11 protein-coding genes are annotated in these 19,065 nt (G+C 69.6%); 4 read left to right on the top strand and 7 right to left on the bottom strand.

Going from position 1 to position 19,065, the window contains the following annotated elements; translation table 11 throughout:
• Positions 1-5: 5 nt before the first annotated feature.
• Positions 6-1,343, bottom strand: a complete 1,338-nt coding sequence (glnA, locus tag AC1DE0_RS09490; RefSeq protein WP_442292510.1) for a type I glutamate--ammonia ligase — start codon at positions 1,341-1,343, stop codon at positions 6-8.
• Between the two features lie 289 nt (positions 1,344-1,632).
• Positions 1,633-3,975, bottom strand: a complete 2,343-nt coding sequence (locus AC1DE0_RS09485) for an immune inhibitor A domain-containing protein (RefSeq protein WP_478099698.1) — start codon at positions 3,973-3,975, stop codon at positions 1,633-1,635.
• A gap of 270 nt (positions 3,976-4,245) precedes the next feature.
• Between AC1DE0_RS09485 and panB the strand changes: the two genes are divergently transcribed.
• On the top strand, positions 4,246-5,127 hold the full coding sequence (gene panB, locus AC1DE0_RS09480; RefSeq protein ID WP_478099697.1) for a 3-methyl-2-oxobutanoate hydroxymethyltransferase: 882 nt from the start codon (positions 4,246-4,248) through the stop codon (positions 5,125-5,127).
• 55 nt (positions 5,128-5,182) lie between these two features.
• On the opposite strand, the gene AC1DE0_RS09475 is transcribed toward panB, so the two are convergent.
• On the bottom strand, positions 5,183-5,398 hold the full coding sequence (locus AC1DE0_RS09475; protein ID WP_478099695.1) for a methionine aminopeptidase: 216 nt from the start codon (positions 5,396-5,398) through the stop codon (positions 5,183-5,185).
• A gap of 110 nt (positions 5,399-5,508) precedes the next feature.
• Here AC1DE0_RS09475 and map point away from each other — a divergent pair, with 110 nt between their 5' ends.
• The 3 genes from map to AC1DE0_RS09460 all read left to right on the top strand — a co-directional run bounded on the left by map (position 5,509) and on the right by AC1DE0_RS09460 (position 8,934).
• Positions 5,509-6,387: a type I methionyl aminopeptidase gene (gene map / locus AC1DE0_RS09470; RefSeq protein WP_478099693.1), complete on the top strand. Its 879-nt coding sequence runs from the start codon at positions 5,509-5,511 to the stop codon at positions 6,385-6,387.
• 91 nt (positions 6,388-6,478) lie between these two features.
• Positions 6,479-7,237: a polyphosphate--glucose phosphotransferase gene (ppgK, locus tag AC1DE0_RS09465; protein ID WP_478099691.1), complete on the top strand. Its 759-nt coding sequence runs from the start codon at positions 6,479-6,481 to the stop codon at positions 7,235-7,237.
• 104 nt (positions 7,238-7,341) lie between these two features.
• Positions 7,342-8,934, top strand: coding sequence for a serine/threonine-protein kinase (locus AC1DE0_RS09460; RefSeq protein ID WP_478099690.1), 1,593 nt, complete (start codon positions 7,342-7,344; stop codon positions 8,932-8,934).
• Between the two features lie 209 nt (positions 8,935-9,143).
• Here the strand turns inward: AC1DE0_RS09460 and AC1DE0_RS09455 are convergent, their stop codons facing one another.
• The 4 genes from AC1DE0_RS09455 to AC1DE0_RS09440 form a co-directional block, all read right to left on the bottom strand.
• Complete coding sequence (locus AC1DE0_RS09455) at positions 9,144-15,038, bottom strand: peroxidase family protein (RefSeq protein WP_478099688.1); 5,895 nt, start codon at positions 15,036-15,038, stop codon at positions 9,144-9,146.
• Between the two features lie 100 nt (positions 15,039-15,138).
• Positions 15,139-16,215, bottom strand: coding sequence for an AfsR/SARP family transcriptional regulator (locus AC1DE0_RS09450; RefSeq protein ID WP_478099686.1), 1,077 nt, complete (start codon positions 16,213-16,215; stop codon positions 15,139-15,141).
• A 494-nt stretch (positions 16,216-16,709) separates the two neighbouring features.
• Positions 16,710-18,221 carry a hypothetical protein gene (locus tag AC1DE0_RS09445; RefSeq protein ID WP_478099683.1) on the bottom strand — a complete coding sequence of 504 codons (1,512 nt, stop codon included), beginning with the start codon at positions 18,219-18,221 and terminating at the stop codon, positions 16,710-16,712.
• 47 nt (positions 18,222-18,268) lie between these two features.
• Entirely contained in the window at positions 18,269-19,063 is a 795-nt protein-coding gene (locus tag AC1DE0_RS09440) for an ABC transporter ATP-binding protein (protein WP_478099681.1), read from the bottom strand.
• Positions 19,064-19,065 lie beyond the last annotated feature (2 nt).

The following is a 19,065-nucleotide window of genomic DNA, read 5'->3' as shown; positions in this document are numbered from 1 at the left end:
GCGCGTCAGAGCCTCGGGAGGTAGCGGTTCAGCTCGAACTGACTGATCTCGTGACGGTAGTCGAGCCACTCTTGTCGCTTGTTGCGCAGGAAGAAGTCGAACACGTGCTCACCGAGGACGTCGGCGACGAGCTCGCTCTCCTCCATCACCTCGAGCGCCCTGCCGAGAGAGGCGGGCAGCGGCTTGATCCCCATGGCGCGACGCTCTGCGTCGGTGAGGCTCCACACGTCGTCCTCGGTCTCGGGCGGCAGGTCGTAGCCCTCCTCGATGCCCTTGAGGCCGGCGCCGAGCATCACGGCGAAAGCGAGGTAGGGGTTGCAGGCGGCGTCGAGCGAGCGCACCTCGACCCGCGTCGACTGGCCCTTGTTGGGCTTGTGCATGGGCACACGCACCAGCGCCGAACGGTTGTTGTGGCCCCAGGTCAGGTGGGCCGGCGCCTCTCCCCCGCCCCACAGGCGCTTGTAGGAGTTGACCCACTGGTTCGTCACGGCCGCGGTCTCGGCGCCGTGGCGCAGCAGCCCCGCGATGAACTGCCGGCCCACCTTGCTCAGCTGGTAGGGCGCACCCGCCTCGTAGAACGCGTTTGAGTCGCCCTCGAAGAGCGAGAGGTGCGTGTGCATGCCCGAACCCGGGTGCTCGGAGAAGGGCTTGGGCATGAAGGTCGCGTAGATGCCCTGGGTCAGGGCGACCTCCTTGACCACAGTGCGGAAGGTCATGATGTTGTCGGCCGTGCTGAGGGCGTCGGCGTAGCGCAGGTCGATCTCGTTCTGGCCGGGCGCACCCTCGTGGTGGCTGAACTCGACCGAGATGCCCATGTTCTCGAGCATCGTGATCGCCGCGCGGCGGAAGTCGTGCCCGGTGCCGTGCGGCACGTGGTCGAAGTAGCCGGCGTCGTCGACCGGGACCGGGCGACCGTCGGGCCCGCGCCCCTGTTCGAGCAGGAAGAACTCGATCTCGGGGTGCGTGTAGAAGGTGAAGCCGAGGTCGGCCGCCTTGCCCAGGGCGCGCTGCAGCACGTGCCGCGGGTCGGCGAAGCTGGGCGTGCCGTCGGGCAGCTGCAGGTCGCAGAACATGCGGGCCGTGCCGGGCGGGTCACCGCGCCACGGGAGGATCTGGAACGTCGAGGGGTCGGGCTTCGCGAGCATGTCGGCCTCGAACACGCGCGCGAAGCCCTCGATCGCCGAACCGTCGAAGCCGATGCCCTCGGCAAAGGCGCCTTCGAGCTCGGCCGGCGCGACAGCCACCGACTTCAGGGTGCCGAGCACGTCGGTGAACCAGAGACGGACGAAGCGGATGTCGCGCTCTTCGATCGTGCGCAGCACGAACTCTTCCTGACGGTTCATGTGTCGATCCTGCCGCATCGCTGTTTCGTGCATGTGACGTGACACGTTTTGTGGACGCCGTTGCCCCCGTATGCCGTCCGCCCCCCCAACCGAAGCGAACGTCGTCGGGAACTGGGCACTCGATCCCACCGACCCGTCGAGTGCTCACTTCCCGACACCAAACCGTCGGGAACTGGGCGCTCGATCCCACCGACCAGTCGAGTGCTCAGTTTCCGACGTCGGTGGTCGCGGGTGGACGCGAAGAGCCCCCGGGAGTTGCCCCGGGGGCCCTCGCTTCATGGCCGAGAGGTCACTTGAACTTGACGTCGACCTGCAGCTCGTTGCCGCCCTGTCGGGTCTTGGCCACGGTCATCGTCGTGCCCGAGCCGGCCACCTTGGTGGACGCCCACGGGTTGTCGGCCGTCCAGTAGCGGTTCGGGTCACGGTCGTCGAACGTCGGGAGAGCCCTCTGCGACGGCACCTTGGTGGCGACGCCGTTGCGGTGGAAGGTCACCGCGTCAGTCTTCTCCTGGCCGAACGTGGCGTCGAACGGCTGGCGCCGGTTGCCCAGCATGGTGCGGGTGCCGTTCGCGTTGTTGAGCATGATCGGCGCCGGACGGGCGTCGACTGGCAGGATCTCACCGGCACCCGGGTGCGCCGACGTGTTGTTGTCGGTGTACTCGCCGTTGGCGAACCAGACGAGCATGCCGTTCTGGTACGGGAAGCGCTCCACCCAGTCGGGCTTCGTCGTGCCCCATCCGAAGTTGTACGGGCCGGTCTTCAGCGTCGCGTCGTAGCCGCTGTAGACGCGGTTCTCGGCGAAGTAGAAGTCGTTGACCCCCTTGGAGGTCGTGCCCGTGCTGACCGTGAAGCCCTTGGCGGTCCACGCACCGGCGCCGGACTCGACGTCGTCGACCGTGCCGGCCACGCCGTCCTTGGTCAGCGTGATGTCGTCGATGAACGCCTCGCTGGAGACGCCACCGTCGGTCATGACGTGGAAGCGGAACAGCACCTTCTGACCCGCGTACGCCGAGAGGTCCCAGGTCTTCGGCGACCAGGCGAACTTGCCGGTGTCCTCGGAGAGCTGCTTCCACGTGGTGCCGTTGTCGGTGGACACCTCGCCGTAGAGGAAGTCGTAGCCCGCCTCCAGGTTGCCCTGCACGTAGGCGCCGAGCGATGCGGACGTCGCGCCCGCCAGGTCGACCGTGCGGGTCAGCGTCGAGTTGAGGTTGTCACCGTAGCCACTCCACCACTCGGACGTGCCCGAGTGCGGGGTGTTGCGCTTCGTCGTCACCGTGCGCGCGGGGAGCGGGACCACGAGGGCCTGCACCGAGCCGCTCTTCGTGGCGAGGTCGGCCTGGCTCAGCTTGACCGTGGTGTTCTTGCCGTACGGCACGACGGTGTGGTCGAGCCAGCCGAGCTGCAGCTTCTCCCACGGGCCCATGTAGCCGGGGGTCGTGCCGATGGAGTCCTTGCCGTGGTTGAGCCACGAGCCGCCGCTCATGAGGGTCCAGAAGGCGGTGCTGTTGTCGCCGCCCTGGGTGTCGTAGAGGTCGGGCAGGCCGAGGTCGTGCCCGAACTCGTGGGCGAACACACCGAGGCCACCGTTCTCGGGCTCGGTGGTGTAGTCGCCGATCCAGATGCCGGTGTCGCCGATCTGGATGCCACCGAGCTTGTTGCCGTCGGGGCCGGCCTTGCCCTGCAGGTTGGAGTAGGCGTACCAGCGGTGCGACCAGATGGCGTCCTCACCTTCGGTGCCGCCGCCGGCCTCCTCGCCCTCACCGGCGTGGATGGCCTGGAAGTGGTCGATGTAGCCGTCGGGACGGTTGTAGACGCCGTCGCCTTTGGAGTCGTAGCGGTCGACCTTGTCGAACTGCTGCAGGTAGGTGCGGATCTCGGCCGTGGTCTTGCCGGACGCCTTCTGGGCGTTGAACCAGGCCTGAGCTGAGTCGTTGATGTAGCTCCAGTAGCCGTCGGCCTCGCTCGTTCCGTCGTCCTTGACGGGATTGTGGCCGTAGCGCGCCTCGTTGTAGGGCACGGTGACCCAGTCGGACACGTCGCCCTTGGCGAGGAAGCGGCCGTTGGACTGCTTCTGGTAAAAGTCCCGGAACGACTCGCCCTGCCCGAACATCATGTCGATGTAGTGCTGGCGGTTGAAGTCCTTGGTCCAGTACGTGGAGTTGTTGTCCGTGGCGTTGCCGTCCCACTTGCGGTCGGGCTGCGCGATCTGGTTGTGCACCGGACCGGCCGCGCCCCCGGTGGCCGGCATCGTCCTGTCGCCGAAGTCGGTGAGGATCGTGAAGATGTCCTCCTCACGGTTCACCGGGTAGTTGACGTACTTCGACTTCTTGGGCTTGCCCCTCTTGTCGGTGCCCTTGCTCTTGACCTCGATGACGCGGTTGCCGTTGATCGTCTTCGTGGTCGCCTCGCCCTTGAGAAGCTTCGAGACAGCGTCCTTGCGCTCGGCTGCCTGGGCGTCGGCGAGGGGGTTGGGCAGGTTGTCGTGCCGCGTGGCCTGGGCTGCCGCGGGGTCGCCGCTCACCGGTGCCTTCGCGACGGGCGTTGCCTGAGCCTGCATCGGGGCGGTGAGGCCGGTGACGACGAGCGCCCCCACGGCCAGCCCCGAGACAGCGCTCCAGTGGCGCTTGTTCAAAATGATCCTCCTGGTCACAGGCGCCGCACATGAGGCGCCTCGGGTATGACAACACAGACCTCGGACAATCTGGCCGCTAGGCGCCCAAATAATGAAAAAAGTTGTGCCACAGGGCGGTTCAGCCTAAAGAACGTAAAATCTTCGTAAAGAGCCGGGCTGGAACCCTTCCCAAGATGCCTCTGGGTCAGATACAGAACGCATCTGCCGCAGAGGGATCAGGGTGGACACACGCCGACCGGTCCCCAGAACCCCGCCGTTATGCTCCGGGTCATGAGCATTGACCCGCCCGAGGAGCAAAGTCCCTACGGCACGGGCAGCAGGGCCGACGAGCCGGCCGCCTCCGCACCGACGCCGCGACGCGTGCGCATCCCGCACCTGCAGGCGATGAAGACCGAGGGCCGCCGTTGGGCGATGCTCACGGCATACGACATGTACGCCGCCCAGATCTTCGACGAGGCCGGTATCCCGGTGCTGCTGGTCGGCGACTCCGCCGGCAACAACGTCTACGGCTACGAGACGACCGTTCCGGTCACGCTGGACGAGATGGTGCCTCTCGTGCGCGCCGTCTCGTCGGCGGCCCGTCGTGCCCTCGTCGTCGCTGACATGCCCTTCGGCTCATACGGCGCGTCGATCGAGCAGGGCTTCGCCAGCGCCGTGCGCCTCATGAAGGAGGGGCTGGCCCACGCCGTCAAGCTCGAGGGCGGCACCGCCATGGTCCCCCTGGTCAAGGCCCTCACCGACGCCGGCATCCCGGTCATGGCACACGTCGGGTTCACGCCGCAGAGCGAGCACCAGCTCGGCGGTTATCGCGTGCAGGGCCGCGGCGACGCCGCCGATGCGCTCGTCGACGAGGCCCGCGCGCTGCAGGAGGCGGGTGCCTTCGCCGTGGTGCTCGAGATGGTCCCCGCCCCCGTCGCGGCGCGCGTGACCGAGGTGCTCGCCATCCCGACGATCGGCATCGGCGCCGGCAACGGCACGGACGCCCAGGTGCTCGTGTGGAGCGACTTCGCCGGCCTCCGCAGTGGCAAGGCACCGCGCTTCGTCAAGAAGTACGCCGATCTCCGCGGCACGCTGCTCGACGCAGCCAGGGCGTATGCCGCCGACGTCGAGTCGGGTGCCTTCCCCGACGCCGAGCACTCGTTCGAGTCCTGAGCAGCGACTCGCCCGCCAGGTCACCGACCCGGCGGGCGAGACAGCGGCTGCGTCGTCAGGGCGTCGAGTCGTCACCCGTGCCCGAGCCGCCGGCACCGCGCTCGTTCCACTCGCGGTCCTCGGCATCCCAGCTCTCGGTCTTCTTGTGCGCCGTGTCGAGAGCGGCCCGCGCCTCTGCCTCCGACGCGTACGGCCCGAGCACCTGCTCGCCGCGGCTGCGGTTCTCGTCGGTCTCGACCTTGCCTGTGTCGACGTTGTACCAGAAGCTCACGTGCGCACTCCTTCTCTCGGGATCTCGTCACGGATGGCGGGCCGGACGAGGGGTCCGTCTCGTGAACGCCCGTCGTGGACGTCACCCGTGAACGACCTAGACTCCACCGTATGCCGTTGCTCCACCCGCGGGTGTCCCCGCACGCCGTCAGCCCGCGCCGAGCAGTGCCGGCAACGATCGAGCGCCCGCACTACGTCGACGTGGTCAACCCGCGCGAGGACGGCGACGTCCACGTCAAGGACGCCGAGCTGGTCGAGAAGATGCGGGTGGCCGGGCGCATCGCCGCCAACGCCATGGTCGAGGCATCCAGGGCGATCGCGCCGGGCGTGACGACCGACGAGCTCGACGCAGTGGCGCACGCCTATTTGCTCGACCACGGCGCCTACCCCTCGCCACTCGGCTACAAGGCCTTCCCCAAGTCGGTGTGCACGAGCGTCAACGAGGTGATCTGCCACGGCATCCCCGACGCCCGCCCCCTCGAGGACGGCGACATCGTCAACATCGACGTGACGGCATACGTCGACGGTGTGCACGGCGACACCGACGCCACCTACCTCGTAGGCGACGTCGACGAGGAGTCACGCCTGCTCGTCGAGCGCACGCACGAGGCGATGATGCGCGGCATCCGCGCCGCCCGCCCCGGACGCCAGCTCAACGTCGTCGGCCGCGTCATCGAGAGCTACGCGAAGCGCTTCGGCTACGGGGTCGTGCGCGACTTCACCGGCCACGGCATCGGCCTAGAGTTCCACTCGGGCCTCATCGTGCCGCACTACGACGCGGCACCCCACTACGACACCGTCATCGAGCCCGGCATGACCTTCACCATCGAGCCGATGCTCAACCTCGGCACGCACGAGTGGGACATGTGGGACGACAAGTGGACCGTCGTCACCCGCGACGGCTCCCGCTCGGCGCAGTTCGAGCACACGATCCTCATCACCGAGGACGGCAACGAGATCCTGACCCTCGCCGACGGAGCCCAGCCGTAGGTCCGTCCCCGACTGCCTTGACGCACAGTCGGACTCACGCACTCGCACCACCCCGAACGACCTCATCGTCCTCGACAAGGAAGCAGGGACCATGGCCAAGAAGGGCACGCCTCTCGGCATCGACATCGGCGGCAGCGGCATCAAGGGCGCACCCGTCGACCTCAAGAAGGGCGAGCTCGCCGGCAAGCGGCTGCGCATCGACACCCCGCTGCCGGCGACGCCTGACGCCGTGGCCGAGGTCGTCGACGAGATCGTCGACCACTTCGCCGACGTCACGGGCGACTCCCCCATCGGGGTCACGATTCCCGCCGTCGTCATCCGTGGCACCGTCCTGTCCGCCGCCAACATCGACCCGACGTGGATCGACACGGACGCCGAGGCGCTGATCAAGGAGCACACCGGCCGCGCCGTCACGGTGCTCAACGACGCCGACGCCGCGGGACTTGCCGAGTTGTACTACGGCGCCGCCAAGGGCGTGAAGGGCCTCGTCATCCTCACGACGCTGGGCACCGGCATCGGCTCCGCCCTCATCCACGACGGCCGGCTCGTGCCCAACTCCGAGCTCGGCCACCTCGAGATCGACGGCTACGACGCGGAGGACCGTGCCGCGTCGTCCCGCAAGGACATCGAGAAGCTGTCGTGGGACGAGTACGTCGAGCGCCTCCAGACCTACTACGACACGATCGAGAAGCTCTTCTCCCCCGACCTGATCGTCGTCGGCGGCGGCATCAGCAAGGACGGCGACGACTTCATCCCCAAGCTGAAGACGCGCTGCCCGATCGTCGCCGCCCAGCTGCGCAACCAGGCTGGCATCATCGGGGCTGCCCACCTCGCCGTCGACCTGGCCTGACCCGGCCAACAACAGGCCAACAACAGGCCACAACCGGCCAACAATTGACCACAGCCGCTCAGCGGCCCGACCGACCGTGTGCGAGGTGCTGACAGGAGGGCATCGTGACGGAGCAGCCTGACCTGGTCATCGCCGGGCGCTACCGCCTGCTCGATCGCATCGGGGCCGGCGGCATGGGACACGTCTGGCGCGCCCGCGACGAGCGGCTGGGCCGCACGGTGGCCGTCAAGCTCCTGCACTCGCCCGTCGGCCTTCCCGACGCGGAGGCCGACATGGCGCGGCAGCGTGCCATGCGCGAGGCACGCATCACCGCACGCCTCCATCACCCCAACGCCGTCCCCGTCTTCGACGTCGTCGACCACGAGGGACGCCCCTGCCTCGTCATGCAGTTCCTGCCCTCGCGCAGCCTCCAGGACGTGCTGGCCGAGACCGGCACGCTGCCCGTGGACGAGGCCGCCCGCCTCGGCAGCGAGGTCGCCGCCGGGCTCGCCGCCGCGCACGACGCCGGCATCGTGCACCGCGACGTCAAGCCGGGCAACATCCTCGTCGGCGACGACGGCACAGCCCGCATCACCGACTTCGGCATCTCGCACGCGCTCGGCGACGCCTCGCTCACCTCGACCGGGCTGGTGACGGGGACGCCCGCCTACCTCGCCCCCGAGGTCGCCCGCGGAGCCGCGTCGAGCTCTGCCTCCGACGTCTTCTCCCTCGGGTCGACGCTGTTCGCCGCCCTTGAAGGCGCGCCCCCCTTCGGCCAGGCCGACAACGCCATGGCACTGCTGCACCGGGTCGCCTCCGGCAGCGTCACCGAGCCGAGGGAGAGCGCGGTCTCACCCTTGCTGGCGCGCATGCTCGACCCCGATCCGAGCCAGCGGCCGCCGATGGACGAGGTGACCCGCTCGCTCGCAGCGGTCGCCGCCGGTCGCACGATCGTCTTCGAGGCCGCGCAGGAGCGCACCCGGATCCTGCCCGCGGCTCCTGCAGCAGCGTCGCACCCGCCGCTCGCAGCGACGCGTCCAGAGCCGGTCGCACCACCTCGGGACGTCGAGCCCCCGTCGCGCCAACCCCCTGCCCGTCCAAGCCCCGGGCCGGCAGCGGCTCGCCCGTCCGGCGAAAGTCGCTCCCGCACCTGGCTGCTCGCCGCTCTGATCGCCCTTTTGCTGGTGGCCGGCGGCGTCGCGTTCGTCCTCTCGCGCGACGGGGGCACCCCGACCGGCACGGCCGCGCCGGCGTCGTCCAGTTCGGTCGCCTCGTCGAAGCCGTCGCCGTCGGCCACGCGCGCCAGTTCCCGGCCGACGAGCGGCGCGGCCGCACAGACGACGCCGGCCCCACGCCCGACGACCACGACCACAACCCCAGTCGCGCCGCAGGCCACCGCGCAGGAGCTCGAGCGTGCGGTGCGCGACTACTACGCGCTGCTGCCGGATGGCCGGGACGCCGGCTGGGCGCGTCTCTCCCCGCGCTACCAGGAGACCACGGCCACGAATCGCCAGACGTACGAGGCGTTCTGGAGCTCCGTCGACAAGGTGAGCACCCACCAGGTCAGGGGCAGCTCACCCGACTCGGTCACCGCGACCGTGCGATACGACTTCAGCGACGGACGACGGGTCGAGGAGGTCACGTCCTACACCCTGGTGCGCCACGGTGACGCCCTCCTCATCGACACCTCGACGGTCCGGTCCAGCCGACCGGTCTGATCGGGAGCGAGTCTTCCCGAGGGTATCGAGGGCCGGTACTGCGGGACCGCAGGTACGGCATACGGCATACGACGTGCGGAGTTTGACTGCGGCACAGGGGTGCTCGCGCCACGCATACAGCCGGGTGCCCCGGGTCCGTGTGGACCCGGGGCACCCGGTCGTGCTGTGTCAGGCGGTGGGGGCTCTGGCGGGCAGGGCCCCCACCCGGCTCACCGGGCCGTCACGAGGTTGGACCTCGCGGAGGCCACGCTGTTGCCGGCGACGTTGACCGCCTGCACGCTGAACCGGTAGTTGCCGGAGGCCAGCGTCACTGCAGCGGTGCGGAGCGTCGACGCCACGGTCACCACGGTCGGCGCGCCGACCACCGTGACGCCGTCTGCTGCCATGCGGAACGCCGACACCCGGTAACCGGTGATCGGTGAGCCGCCCGTGGCGGCCGGAGCCGTCCAGTTGGCCGTCGCCGTGACGGCGCCACCCACAGCGCCCGAGGCAGCGGTGCCGATGACCGGTGCACCTGGCACCGTTCGCGGCGTGGCCGAGACCGCGGTCGAGAGTGCACCCGTTCCGAGGGCGTTGACCGCCCGAACGCGGAAGGTGTACAGCAACCCGTTCGAGATCCCGGTGACTGCGAACGACGTGGCAGTCGGAGCAGCCGTGACGGTGCCGACGTTGACCGTGCCGGCGTTACGCGTGATCACGATCTCGTACCGCAGGATGGCCGATCCTCCGTTGCTCGGAGCGACCCACCCCACCGTGACCACGTTCGGCCCCGGGGTGCCCGTGACGCCGGTGGGCGTGCCGGGCAGACCGCGCGGGGTGAGGGCGGCCGACGTGACCGCCGGACCCGCACCGGCCGCGTTGACCGCGTTGACCGACAGCGTGTACGTGTTGCCGTTCGACAGCCCGGTCTGCGTGCTGCTCGTGGCCGTGGGGGCGATCCCCGTGACCGTGCGCACCACGGTGGTGCCGACTCGGATCACGACGGTGTAGCTCGTGATCGGGCCGCTGCCGTTGGGCGCCGGAGCTGCCCAGTTGATCGTCGCTGCGCCAGTAGTCGTCGCACCTGACGTCGCCGACGCGGTCACGTTCGTCGGTGCGCCGGGCACGCCGCCGACCGGAGTGACCGTGTTGGAGGTCACGGCCGTCGAGGGCCCGAAGGCGTTCACCGTGGAGACCGTGAACGTGTGTGCAGCCCCGTTGGTGAGCCCGGTGGCCGTGAAGGTCCGCAGGGTTGCGGCGACCGTGTTCGTGCTCACCGTCGTGGCACCACGCCGGACGACGACGGTGTAACCCGTGATCGGCGAACCGCCATCAGCCGCGGGTGCGACCCAGTTGACCGTCGCCTGGGCGTTGCCGGCGGTTGCCGCCACTCCCGTGGGCGCTCCGGCGAGACCACGCGGCGTGACCGCGTTGGACGTGCCCTCGGGGCCGTTGCCGAGCGCGGTGACCGCGCTCACCGACAGCGTGACCGTCGTGCCGTTGGCCAGTCCGGTGACCACGCGGCTCGTCGCCGTCGCGGGGATGCCGGTGATCGTCTGGACCACGGTTGCGCCATTCCGCACGACCACGGTGAAGCTGGTGATCGGCGAGGCCGTCGCCGCCGGAGCGGTGAAGTTGACCGTGGCCGTACCAGTGGTGGTGGCGCCTGCGCTGGCCGTTGCCGTGACGTTCGTCGGCGCGTTCGGCACCGTGAGCGGCACCGTCCCGTCGGAGAACTTCAGCAGCTCGATGTTGCGCAGGGTGTCGATGCCGTCACTGACCTTCTGCCCGGCCACGTTCGCACCGGTCTGGGTGACCCGGATGCTCGCGAGCGTCGTGCCGGAGGCGGCGACGGACGTGATGCTGTAGTTGGACAGCGGCCCGCTGAACACGGCGGTGTCGCAGTTGACCGAGGTCGCCGTCGGAGCCGGCGCGGTGGCCGAGCAGTCCGGAGCGGCCGTGGCTGCGGTGATCTGACGGACGGCGACCAGGTTGCCCGGGTCGACAAGACCGGCGAAGACCGCCTGCTGCAGGGTCATGCCCGCGGTTCCCGGACCGAAGGTGCCGGTCTGGGCGGTGCGCTCCATGAGGTCGGTCGAACCGAGCTCGACGCCTGCGGCGTTGCGGACGCTGATCCTCACCGTGAGGGCCTTGTCGCCGTCGATGATGTCGTCGGCGCCGCGTCCCTCGAGGGTGTCGTTGCCGGCACCGCCGATGAGGATGTCGCCGTCGCCCCAGACCGGACCGGTCACCGGGCAGAACCCGGCGGCCGAGGCCGCGATGACCGGAGCCGCGTCACCCGTGAGGGCGGGCAGCAGCGGCTGGAGGCCGCTGATCCGGTTGAGGCCGGCCTGGTCGAGCACGTCGCAGCCCGCGAAGCCTGCGCCACCGATGGTGATCGGTGCCGTGCTCGTGCCCTTGATGACGTCGTTGAACGCGGAGCCGGAGTTGGCCTCCACCTCCTGCCAACGGTCACGGTTGACAACCACCTGGATCGGCACGCCGACGAGGTTGTTGTTGATCTCCATGTCGTCGTCCGCACCCACGGTGTCGTACTGGTGGGTCGCCCAGTCGAAGCCGGCTGCACCGGCGTTCCGGTCGACGGCCGCGTTCTGGGACATGATGTCGTCGCCACCCTCGGCGTCGTAGTCGTTCTCACCGACCTGACCGACGAAGATGTCGTTGCCCGGCGCGACCTGGCCCGGGTCGTCGAAGAACGGTGCGCCGTGGTCGCCCTGGAGCAGGTCCTGGCCCGAACCGCCCTGGATCCAGTCGTCGCCACCGTCACCGAAGACGGCGTCGGCACCCTGGCCGGCGATGATGAAGTCGTTGCCGGGACCGGCGAACGTCTCGTTGTCGTTGGCGCCGCCGTTGATGAAGTCCTGGCCGTCGCCACCCATGAAGATGTCGTCGCCGATTCCTCCGTCGATGGCGTCGTTGCCGGGACCGCCCTTGAGGACGTCAGCACCGCTCAGGTCGGTGATGATGTCGTTGCCGTCGCCGCCGAGCGCCACGTCGTCGCCGCCGTTGCCCTCGATGACGTCGTTGCCTGCGCCACCCCAGAAGGTGTCGTTGTCATTGCCGCCGTTGATGCGGTCGACGGCCGTGGTGCCGTTGTAGACGCTCTGGCCGTTGATGCCAGGTGGGTCGACAGCGTTGACGGAGCGGTACTGGATGGTGCCGTTCGGCTGCTTCAGCAGGAGCAGGTTCTCGTCACAGTCGGGTGTGTTCGGGTCGTCCACGACGGACCCCGCGCCGGTGATGCTGGCCGGGACGGTGGGAGTCGCCGCACGCACGAGCGTGTTCGGAGAGCTCGTCGGCAGGTTCAGGAACGACATCTGGAACTTGCAGTCGGCCGTGCCGAAGGCATCGGACTTGAGCGAGTTGGTGCCGTCCGTGTTGCGCTGGATCATCTCGGAGAAGCTGTTGCCCTCGAGCTGGGTGCGCAGGTTCATGCCCGGCGTGCGGTTGAGGTAGTACAGCCGGTCGAAGTCCTGCAGGTTCTCCATGGACGTCTGGAACACGTAGTTGTGCGTGCTCCCGAGCAGGCCACCGAAGAGGTTGGTCACCTCGGCGAGGCCACCGACCCACAGGTCGACGCTGTCGAGGCCCGTGGTCGTCACACCGCTGGCAGGCGTCGCCCACGCACCGGTGCTGAACATGAAGTCGGCTGCGTCGGCGGGCGGAACTGAGCCTGCCGGCGGGTCGACGATGAGCTGCGCCGCTGCCCGCTTCGCGGCCAGGGTGGTCACGTCGTCGGCGTTGCCCAGCACTCCGTCAGGACCCGAGTCGCGGATCGTCGGGTGCGTGCCGTAGGCGGCGACGAAGTTGACCAGGGACGCGTGGTGCTTCATGTGCTGCCCGTAGTCCGTCCAGCTGGTGTAGGGCGCCAGCTGGCCGTCGTTCGTCTGCGCGAAGATCTGACGCCGCACGTCGTTGAGCGGCGGGATGCCCTCGGACCGGGCGCGCGTCATGTTGATCGCGGCCAGGTCGAGCGGCAGCCCGAGCAGGTTGTTGCGCAGCGTCTCGGTGACGAACTCGTCGAGCTCGTTGCCGACCTGGTCGGCCGAGCCCATGATGATCTGTCCGGCCGCCTGCTGTGGTGTCAACGTGCCCGTGATGCCCTGACCGCCACCGTTGTAGTACTCCGGTGGGTTGAGGAAGGCCGTCAGCAGCGGAAGGCTGTTGTCCGCCCCGGTGAGGACGTTCGTGCGAGCAACCTGGTCGTCGAGCATGGAGTGACCGAAGCGGTAGACCGCGTGGGCGAACTCAGCCGGGATCGCCGCGTTCACGTCGGGGTTGTAGACGTGGAACGGACGGATGAGCGGCTGCATCTTGCGGCCGAACTCCTCGAAGACCAGGTGCTGGTACTCCATCTCGGTGACGAACCGGGCGGCCTGGAACAGGCGCTCGCCGTTCCACCCTGCGGCACCGGCGGCGGTCTTCCACTCGGCGAGCGCGGCGACGCCCGCGGGCGACGCGTCGTTCGTCAGGGTGTTCTTGATGTCGTCGACGAGGCGGTCGTGCTCCGAGTGGAAGATCTGGTGGATCGAGCTCAGCGCGATGTTCTCGTTGCAGCGACCGTCGCCACAGGAGAAGTGCATGTCGAGCATCTCGTCGTCGTACGTGCCGGCCGGCTGCGCGGCGAAGTTCGCCGAGGGCACCCCGTCGGCGTCCGGAACCGGCGCCACCGGCGGGGTGGCCGGGTTGTTGTCCGTGTCCACCGGGCTCGGGTCCGCGTTGTGCGCGATGTCCGTGAGGAACGGCGTGTCGAAATGGCGCGCGTTCGCCGGGACCGGCACGGGGGCCGCGATGTTGCCCTCGACCAGACCGGTGGCCGTGACGTACTGCGGCAGGCCACGGGCCGGGCCCGGGATGAACTTGCCGTAGGGGTCGGTGGCGAGCATCGGGATGTTCGTCACGTCGGCGTCGGTGAGCCGGAGGCCCAGCATCGCAGCAGCCTGCTGCTTGACCGACTTCCACGTGCCGATGCCCTCGCGCCCGTCGGGCGAGCCGGCGTACTGCTCACCGGCCGCGAGCCCGCCGAGGAGCTTGCCGGTCGAGACGGGACGTCCGACGTTGTTGAGCACGTACTCGCGCAGGAAGACCTGGTGCGAGGGGTGCGAGGTGTAGGTCTGGCTCTGGTCGACCCAGGGCGAGTCCGTGTTGTTGGCGTCCTGGACGTCGTCGGACGTGCCGAGCACGCCGTCAGGGCCGGGCTGGTTCTGGCCTCGGGTCAGCACCATGAAGGCCTGGCTCGCGGGCACCTCGTCACCGGTGCCGGCCTTGCCGTCCGGGCCGAGGGTGCGCAGCGGGTCGTCTGCGCGGAGCGGCACGAAGACCGTGCCTCCGCTCTTGACCGTCTGGTCGACGCCGTGGTCGAAGAACTGGCCGAAGAAGGTGAACAGCGAGTTGTACGGCGGCGAGAGGCCGACGTCAGTCGTCACGTTCGGGATGAAGAGGGTCTTGTGCGACGGCGTGCAGCCGGCCGGCACCCCGACAACAGGCGGCACCGCCGCAGGGTCGGGGTCGGTGGTGCACGGCACGACACCCGCGTTGCCCTGGGTGCGCACGGGGAACCCGGCGGCCTGCACGGCTGCCGGGTTGGTCGACGTCTGGTCGACGATGAGGTTGCTGATGACACGCGGCTGCGTGTCGAACACGAGGTTGTTGTTGAGCTTCTGCGTGTAGCCGCCGTTCGCCGGGATGACACCGCTGCCGGGCCCGAAGAAGTTGTTCGGGCTGGCCTCGGCGTTCCGGAACTTCGCCGTGGTCAGCCGTGGGAACGGCTGGTCGGCTGCGGCGAAGGTCTCGCGGCCCGGGAAGAGGTTGTTGCACGAACCGTCGACGGTACGCAGGCCGTAGGCCGAGAGCCGGTCGGGGATCTGGTTGGGTCCCGGGCCGACGAGGGTGCCACAGGGGTTGGCCGCCGTGAGTGTGGCTGCGTGCTGCTCGGCGATCTTGATCTGCTTGAGGATGAACGCCAGGTCGGACGGCGTCACCGTGAAGCCCTGGCCGACGGGGGCCACCGCGGCGCTCGCCATGAGCGAGGCCGAGGGGGCGAGCATGGCCATCGGGATGGCCACGGCCGAGGCCGCGGCGACACGACGGAAACGCGTGGCCACCGTCGGATGCCACGCGGCGCCGACTTGTCGGCGCACACCCCAGAGGGACCGTGTCTTCGGCACTCCGGGTGACCTGCCAGTGATCCAGTTCATGGCATCCCTATCTCGTGAGAACTGCTGTTTGGCGTTGTGAGTTGTTGACAGGGGGCGCCGGTCGGCGCCCGCGGGTGAGGGGCCGCACGCGCGAGTCGGCGCGTGTCGGGGTGACGGCGTCGGCGCGGGACAGGCCCCGGAGCAACGCGTCGATGTTGCGGCGGGCGTCCTCGACGGAAGGACCGCCGGCGCCGGCGCCGGTCGGCAGGCCGGCAACCAGGGTGGGCGTCTCGCCCGCGATGGTGACGTAGAGACAGATGACCGACTCGATGAGCTGGGCCAGGTCCGGCGCCGTCTCGGACGGGCCCCCGAGCAGCCGGGTGTAGATCTCCTGGAGCCGCGGGCCCGGCTGGCAGCCGAGCTCGTCGGCAAGGTGTCGACGACACTGCTCGTAGGACCGCAGGCCGTCGGCGTGCCGGCCCTGGACCTCGGCGCTGCGCAGCAGGGCCCACCAGGCGCTCTCATCGAGCGGGTCGAGCTCGATCGCGGCACGCGCCCACGTGGCGGCATCCGCCGGTGCGACGTCGACGACCTTCTCGGCTGCGGCGACGAGCCAGGCGCGCAGCTGTCGCCCGTGGCGCCACCGTGCGTCCTCGAGCCAGGCCGCATCTCCCTCTCCGGGAAGGAACGGGCGCAGCAGTTGCGAGAGCGACGACCGCAGCTGCACCAGGGCCGCCTCGTTGTCGGCCTGCGACAACGCACGTTCGACGAGGCGACGGTGGCGATGCAGGTCGAGGTCGACGATGTCGGCGTCGAGCCGGTAGCACCCCGAGCCCGTCTCGATCGGGCTCCATCGCGGAGAGCCAGCCGGACGTAGCCGCTTGCGCAAGAGGCAGATGTACGTCTCCAACGTTGCGCCGCAAGCAGATCCACGCTCACCCGGCCACAGCATGGAGATCAGGTCGTCCTTCGGGACCGGCACACCGTCCGCGAACAGCAGGGCGAGCAGCAGGTGCCGGACCTTGGTGCCACCGATGTCGCGGGGGCCCATCTCGCGGTCGTCCACGCGCACGCTCACCCCGCCCAGGAGCTGGACAGCGATCGCTTCGTGCACGGCGATCGCGTCGCTCACCACTGCGCTCATCGGCCCTCCCCGCCCATGTCGCCCGGACTACGTCGCCCGGTTCCCCGCCGGGGTGGCCGAGCTCGTCGGCTACCCCTCGGCCCGGATGGTGCACGGAGCACCACCCAAGACCCTCGGCGGGAGACGTTCGGAGCGGTGTGTCGCGTGCGTTGGCGGCAGTGCCGGGCACTGGCAGACCATCTGCGCACAACCCCTCAGGCTGTTCCTGGAGGAACGGCATGGCATGACCCATCGTCCGCGCGCCTACGTGTCCCCCACGGCTGCTTGCGGTCTGGGTGTCGCCCCCGCGACTCGTTCCCCCAGGGAGCCAAAGGCCCCTCTGTCCCCCGCTTCCTTCCTTGCTGTTGTCTGATCTGCAGTGTGCTCTCAGTCACATCACAGCCGACGCAAAACAAGAAAATTGCTTCGCGTGAGCTGCGCCGGATCGATTGCGACAGTGAACAATTCGGACATTACGGCTCAACTCGTACGTCGGGTGCGGCCGACCAGGCCCGTCAGGTGCGGCGGAGAGAGGACAGCAGCTCCGGCGCCCGGCGGTCGTAGATGCGGGCTCCCACCCCGGTTCCCACCACGGCCACCACGGACCCGAGGGCGAGGCCCACCAGCGCTGTCCCCCACGAGGCCCAGCCCGGGCCCCCACTGCCATCATCCCAGGCGGTACCGGCGAGGAGCAGCGCCGGGGACGAGAGCACCAGCGTCGCGATGCTCGCGAGCGACTGCGCCACGATCGCGATGCCGGCCGCCCCCGGCGGCGTGCCGAAGGGACTCGCTCCCGGCTCGGGAACCGGGTAGGGCAGCGCGACGCTCATGACGCTCGAGACGGCGATCCCGGCACCCAGCAACGCCGCGGACACGCCGAAGGCCGCGGGAGCCAGCCCCCAGTGGCCGGTGACGCCCACTCCGACAAGGGTGTACGCGGGGACCAGGACGAGCGCCAGGAGCAGGTCGGGGACGGCCCGGCCCCGGCGGTCGTCCGTGCCCGTCGTGCCGGCGACGACGTGCAGCCACAGGGCGTCGGAGTCGTAGGACACGGCGTTGTGTCCGCTCCACCCGATGAGGAAGGCCAGGAGCGGTCCCATCAGCAGGGGCGGCCACGTCATGTCGCTCGTGAAGAACGGGATGAGGAGGGTCAGGGGAAGCACCGGTGTCATCGCCATGCTGGTCTGGTAGCGCGGGTCGCGCGTCCACGAGGTCAGGACGCGCGCGGCCACAGCACCCCACGCAGTTCCCGGGAGGCGGACGAGCAGCCCGAGGTCGTCGCCGGCGGAGGCGCCGGAGTCGGAGCGCGAGACTGCTCTTGGGTTCTCGACCTGCGCACGCAGGACCCTCGACCACAAGGCGACGACGACGGCGAGCAGAGCCACGGCAAGGGCGAACCGGACGGCGCCGATGAGCGGTCGGCCCACGGCCACGTCACCCGGTGCCGCCCACGCCCAGCCGAGCGGCGACCACGCGACCACCCCGGACACCGTGCCCGCGGCCTGCCCGAGTCCGCCTCCGAGGTTCGTGAGGATCCTGATCGCCGGCGCGGCAAACCCGAAGAGGACGAGGCCCAGCACCCCGATGACGTCACGCCCGCGGCGGCTCGATAGGGCGTTCGTCAGCAGCGCGCAGACCCACCGGCTCGTGGTGATGGCCGTGAGCAGCCCGACCGCGGTCGAGGCGACGGCGACGAGGGTCGACGCGAGCGTGTGCGACCAGGCGAAGACGACTCCCGCGGCCAGCACGATCGACGCGATCGACGGGAGGCTCACCAGCGCCGCGACGATCAGGCCCACGACGAGGTCGCGGTGCGGCACCGAGTAGGTGGCGAACCGACCGGGGTCGAGCGTCGGGTCGGAGCCGAACGAGAACAGCGGGAGCACGGTCCAGAGCACGGTGCCGGCCGCCCCAGCCAGCGGGATCACCACCTGCGCAGCGCCGAGGGAGCCACGGAAGGACCCGACGATCACCGCGAGGCCGGCCACGAGAATCGAGAAGTAGACGATGCCCACGACGGCGCCCATCGCCTGGGTTCTGCTGCGGCGGAACATGTTTCGCAGCAGCGCCAGCTTCAGTCGGACGAGATGCCCAACCACGACAGACCCACCACCTCGGTTGGGCCGCCCACGAGGTCGACGAACCGCTCCTCCAGTGACCGACTCTCACGCACCGTGTCGAGCTCACCGGCCGCGAGCACGACCCCGTCCGAGATCACCGCCACGTGCGTGCACGTGCGCTCGACGAGATCCATGACGTGGCTCGACAGCACGACGGTGCCGCCGGACTCGACGTAGCCAGAGAGGATCCGGCGGATCGTGGCAGCCGAGATGGGGTCGACGGCCTCGAACGGCTCGTCGAGGACCAGCACCCTGGGAGCGTGGACGAGGGCCGAGGCGAGCGCCAGCTTCTTGGTCATCCCCGCCGAGTAGTCGACGACGAGCTTGCCCTGCGCCTCCGTCAGCCCGAGGGCGGCCACGAGCTCGGTGGCCCGCTCGGACGCGAGCTGGCGCGGCATGCCGCGCAACAGTCCGGCATACGTGATCAGCTGGAGACCGGTGAGGCGGTCGAAGAGCCTGAGCCCGTCGGGCAGGACCCCGATCAGCCGCTTGGCGGCGACGGGGTCGTCCCACACGTCTCGGCCCAGCACGTACGCGTGCCCTGCGTCGGGCCGCAGCAGGCCCGTGACCATCGACAGCGTGGTGGTCTTGCCGGCCCCGTTGGGGCCGACGAGTCCGAAGAACGAGCCTCGCGGGACGTCGAGGTCGATGCCCCTGACCGCGACGAGATCGCCGAAGCGCTTGCCGAGCCCGCGCATGGCAATGGCCGGACCTTCGGTCGGGCCGCCTTGCGGCGCAGGCAGGTCCATGG

Source organism: Terrabacter sp. 05T424 (assembly GCF_056396225.1).
The sequence above is the reverse complement of the archived record's forward strand: the minus strand, read 5'-3'. Positions and strand labels throughout refer to the sequence as shown.

What these genes read in the sequence shown, in the direction of transcription:
- AC1DE0_RS09445 (WP_478099683.1), bottom strand. Translation starts at nt 18,221, where the DNA reads ATGGGCGCCGTCGTGGGCATCGTCTACTTCTCGATTCTCGTGGCCGGC.
- glnA (WP_442292510.1), bottom strand. Translation starts at nt 1,343, where the DNA reads ATGAACCGTCAGGAAGAGTTCGTGCTGCGCACGATCGAAGAGCGCGAC.
- ppgK (WP_478099691.1), top strand. Translation starts at nt 6,479, where the DNA reads ATGGCCAAGAAGGGCACGCCTCTCGGCATCGACATCGGCGGCAGCGGC.
- AC1DE0_RS09450 (WP_478099686.1), bottom strand. Translation starts at nt 16,215, where the DNA reads ATGAGCGCAGTGGTGAGCGACGCGATCGCCGTGCACGAAGCGATCGCT.
- map (WP_478099693.1), top strand. Translation starts at nt 5,509, where the DNA reads ATGCCGTTGCTCCACCCGCGGGTGTCCCCGCACGCCGTCAGCCCGCGC.
- AC1DE0_RS09440 (WP_478099681.1), bottom strand. Translation starts at nt 19,063, where the DNA reads ATGGACCTGCCTGCGCCGCAAGGCGGCCCGACCGAAGGTCCGGCCATT.
- panB (WP_478099697.1), top strand. Translation starts at nt 4,246, where the DNA reads ATGAGCATTGACCCGCCCGAGGAGCAAAGTCCCTACGGCACGGGCAGC.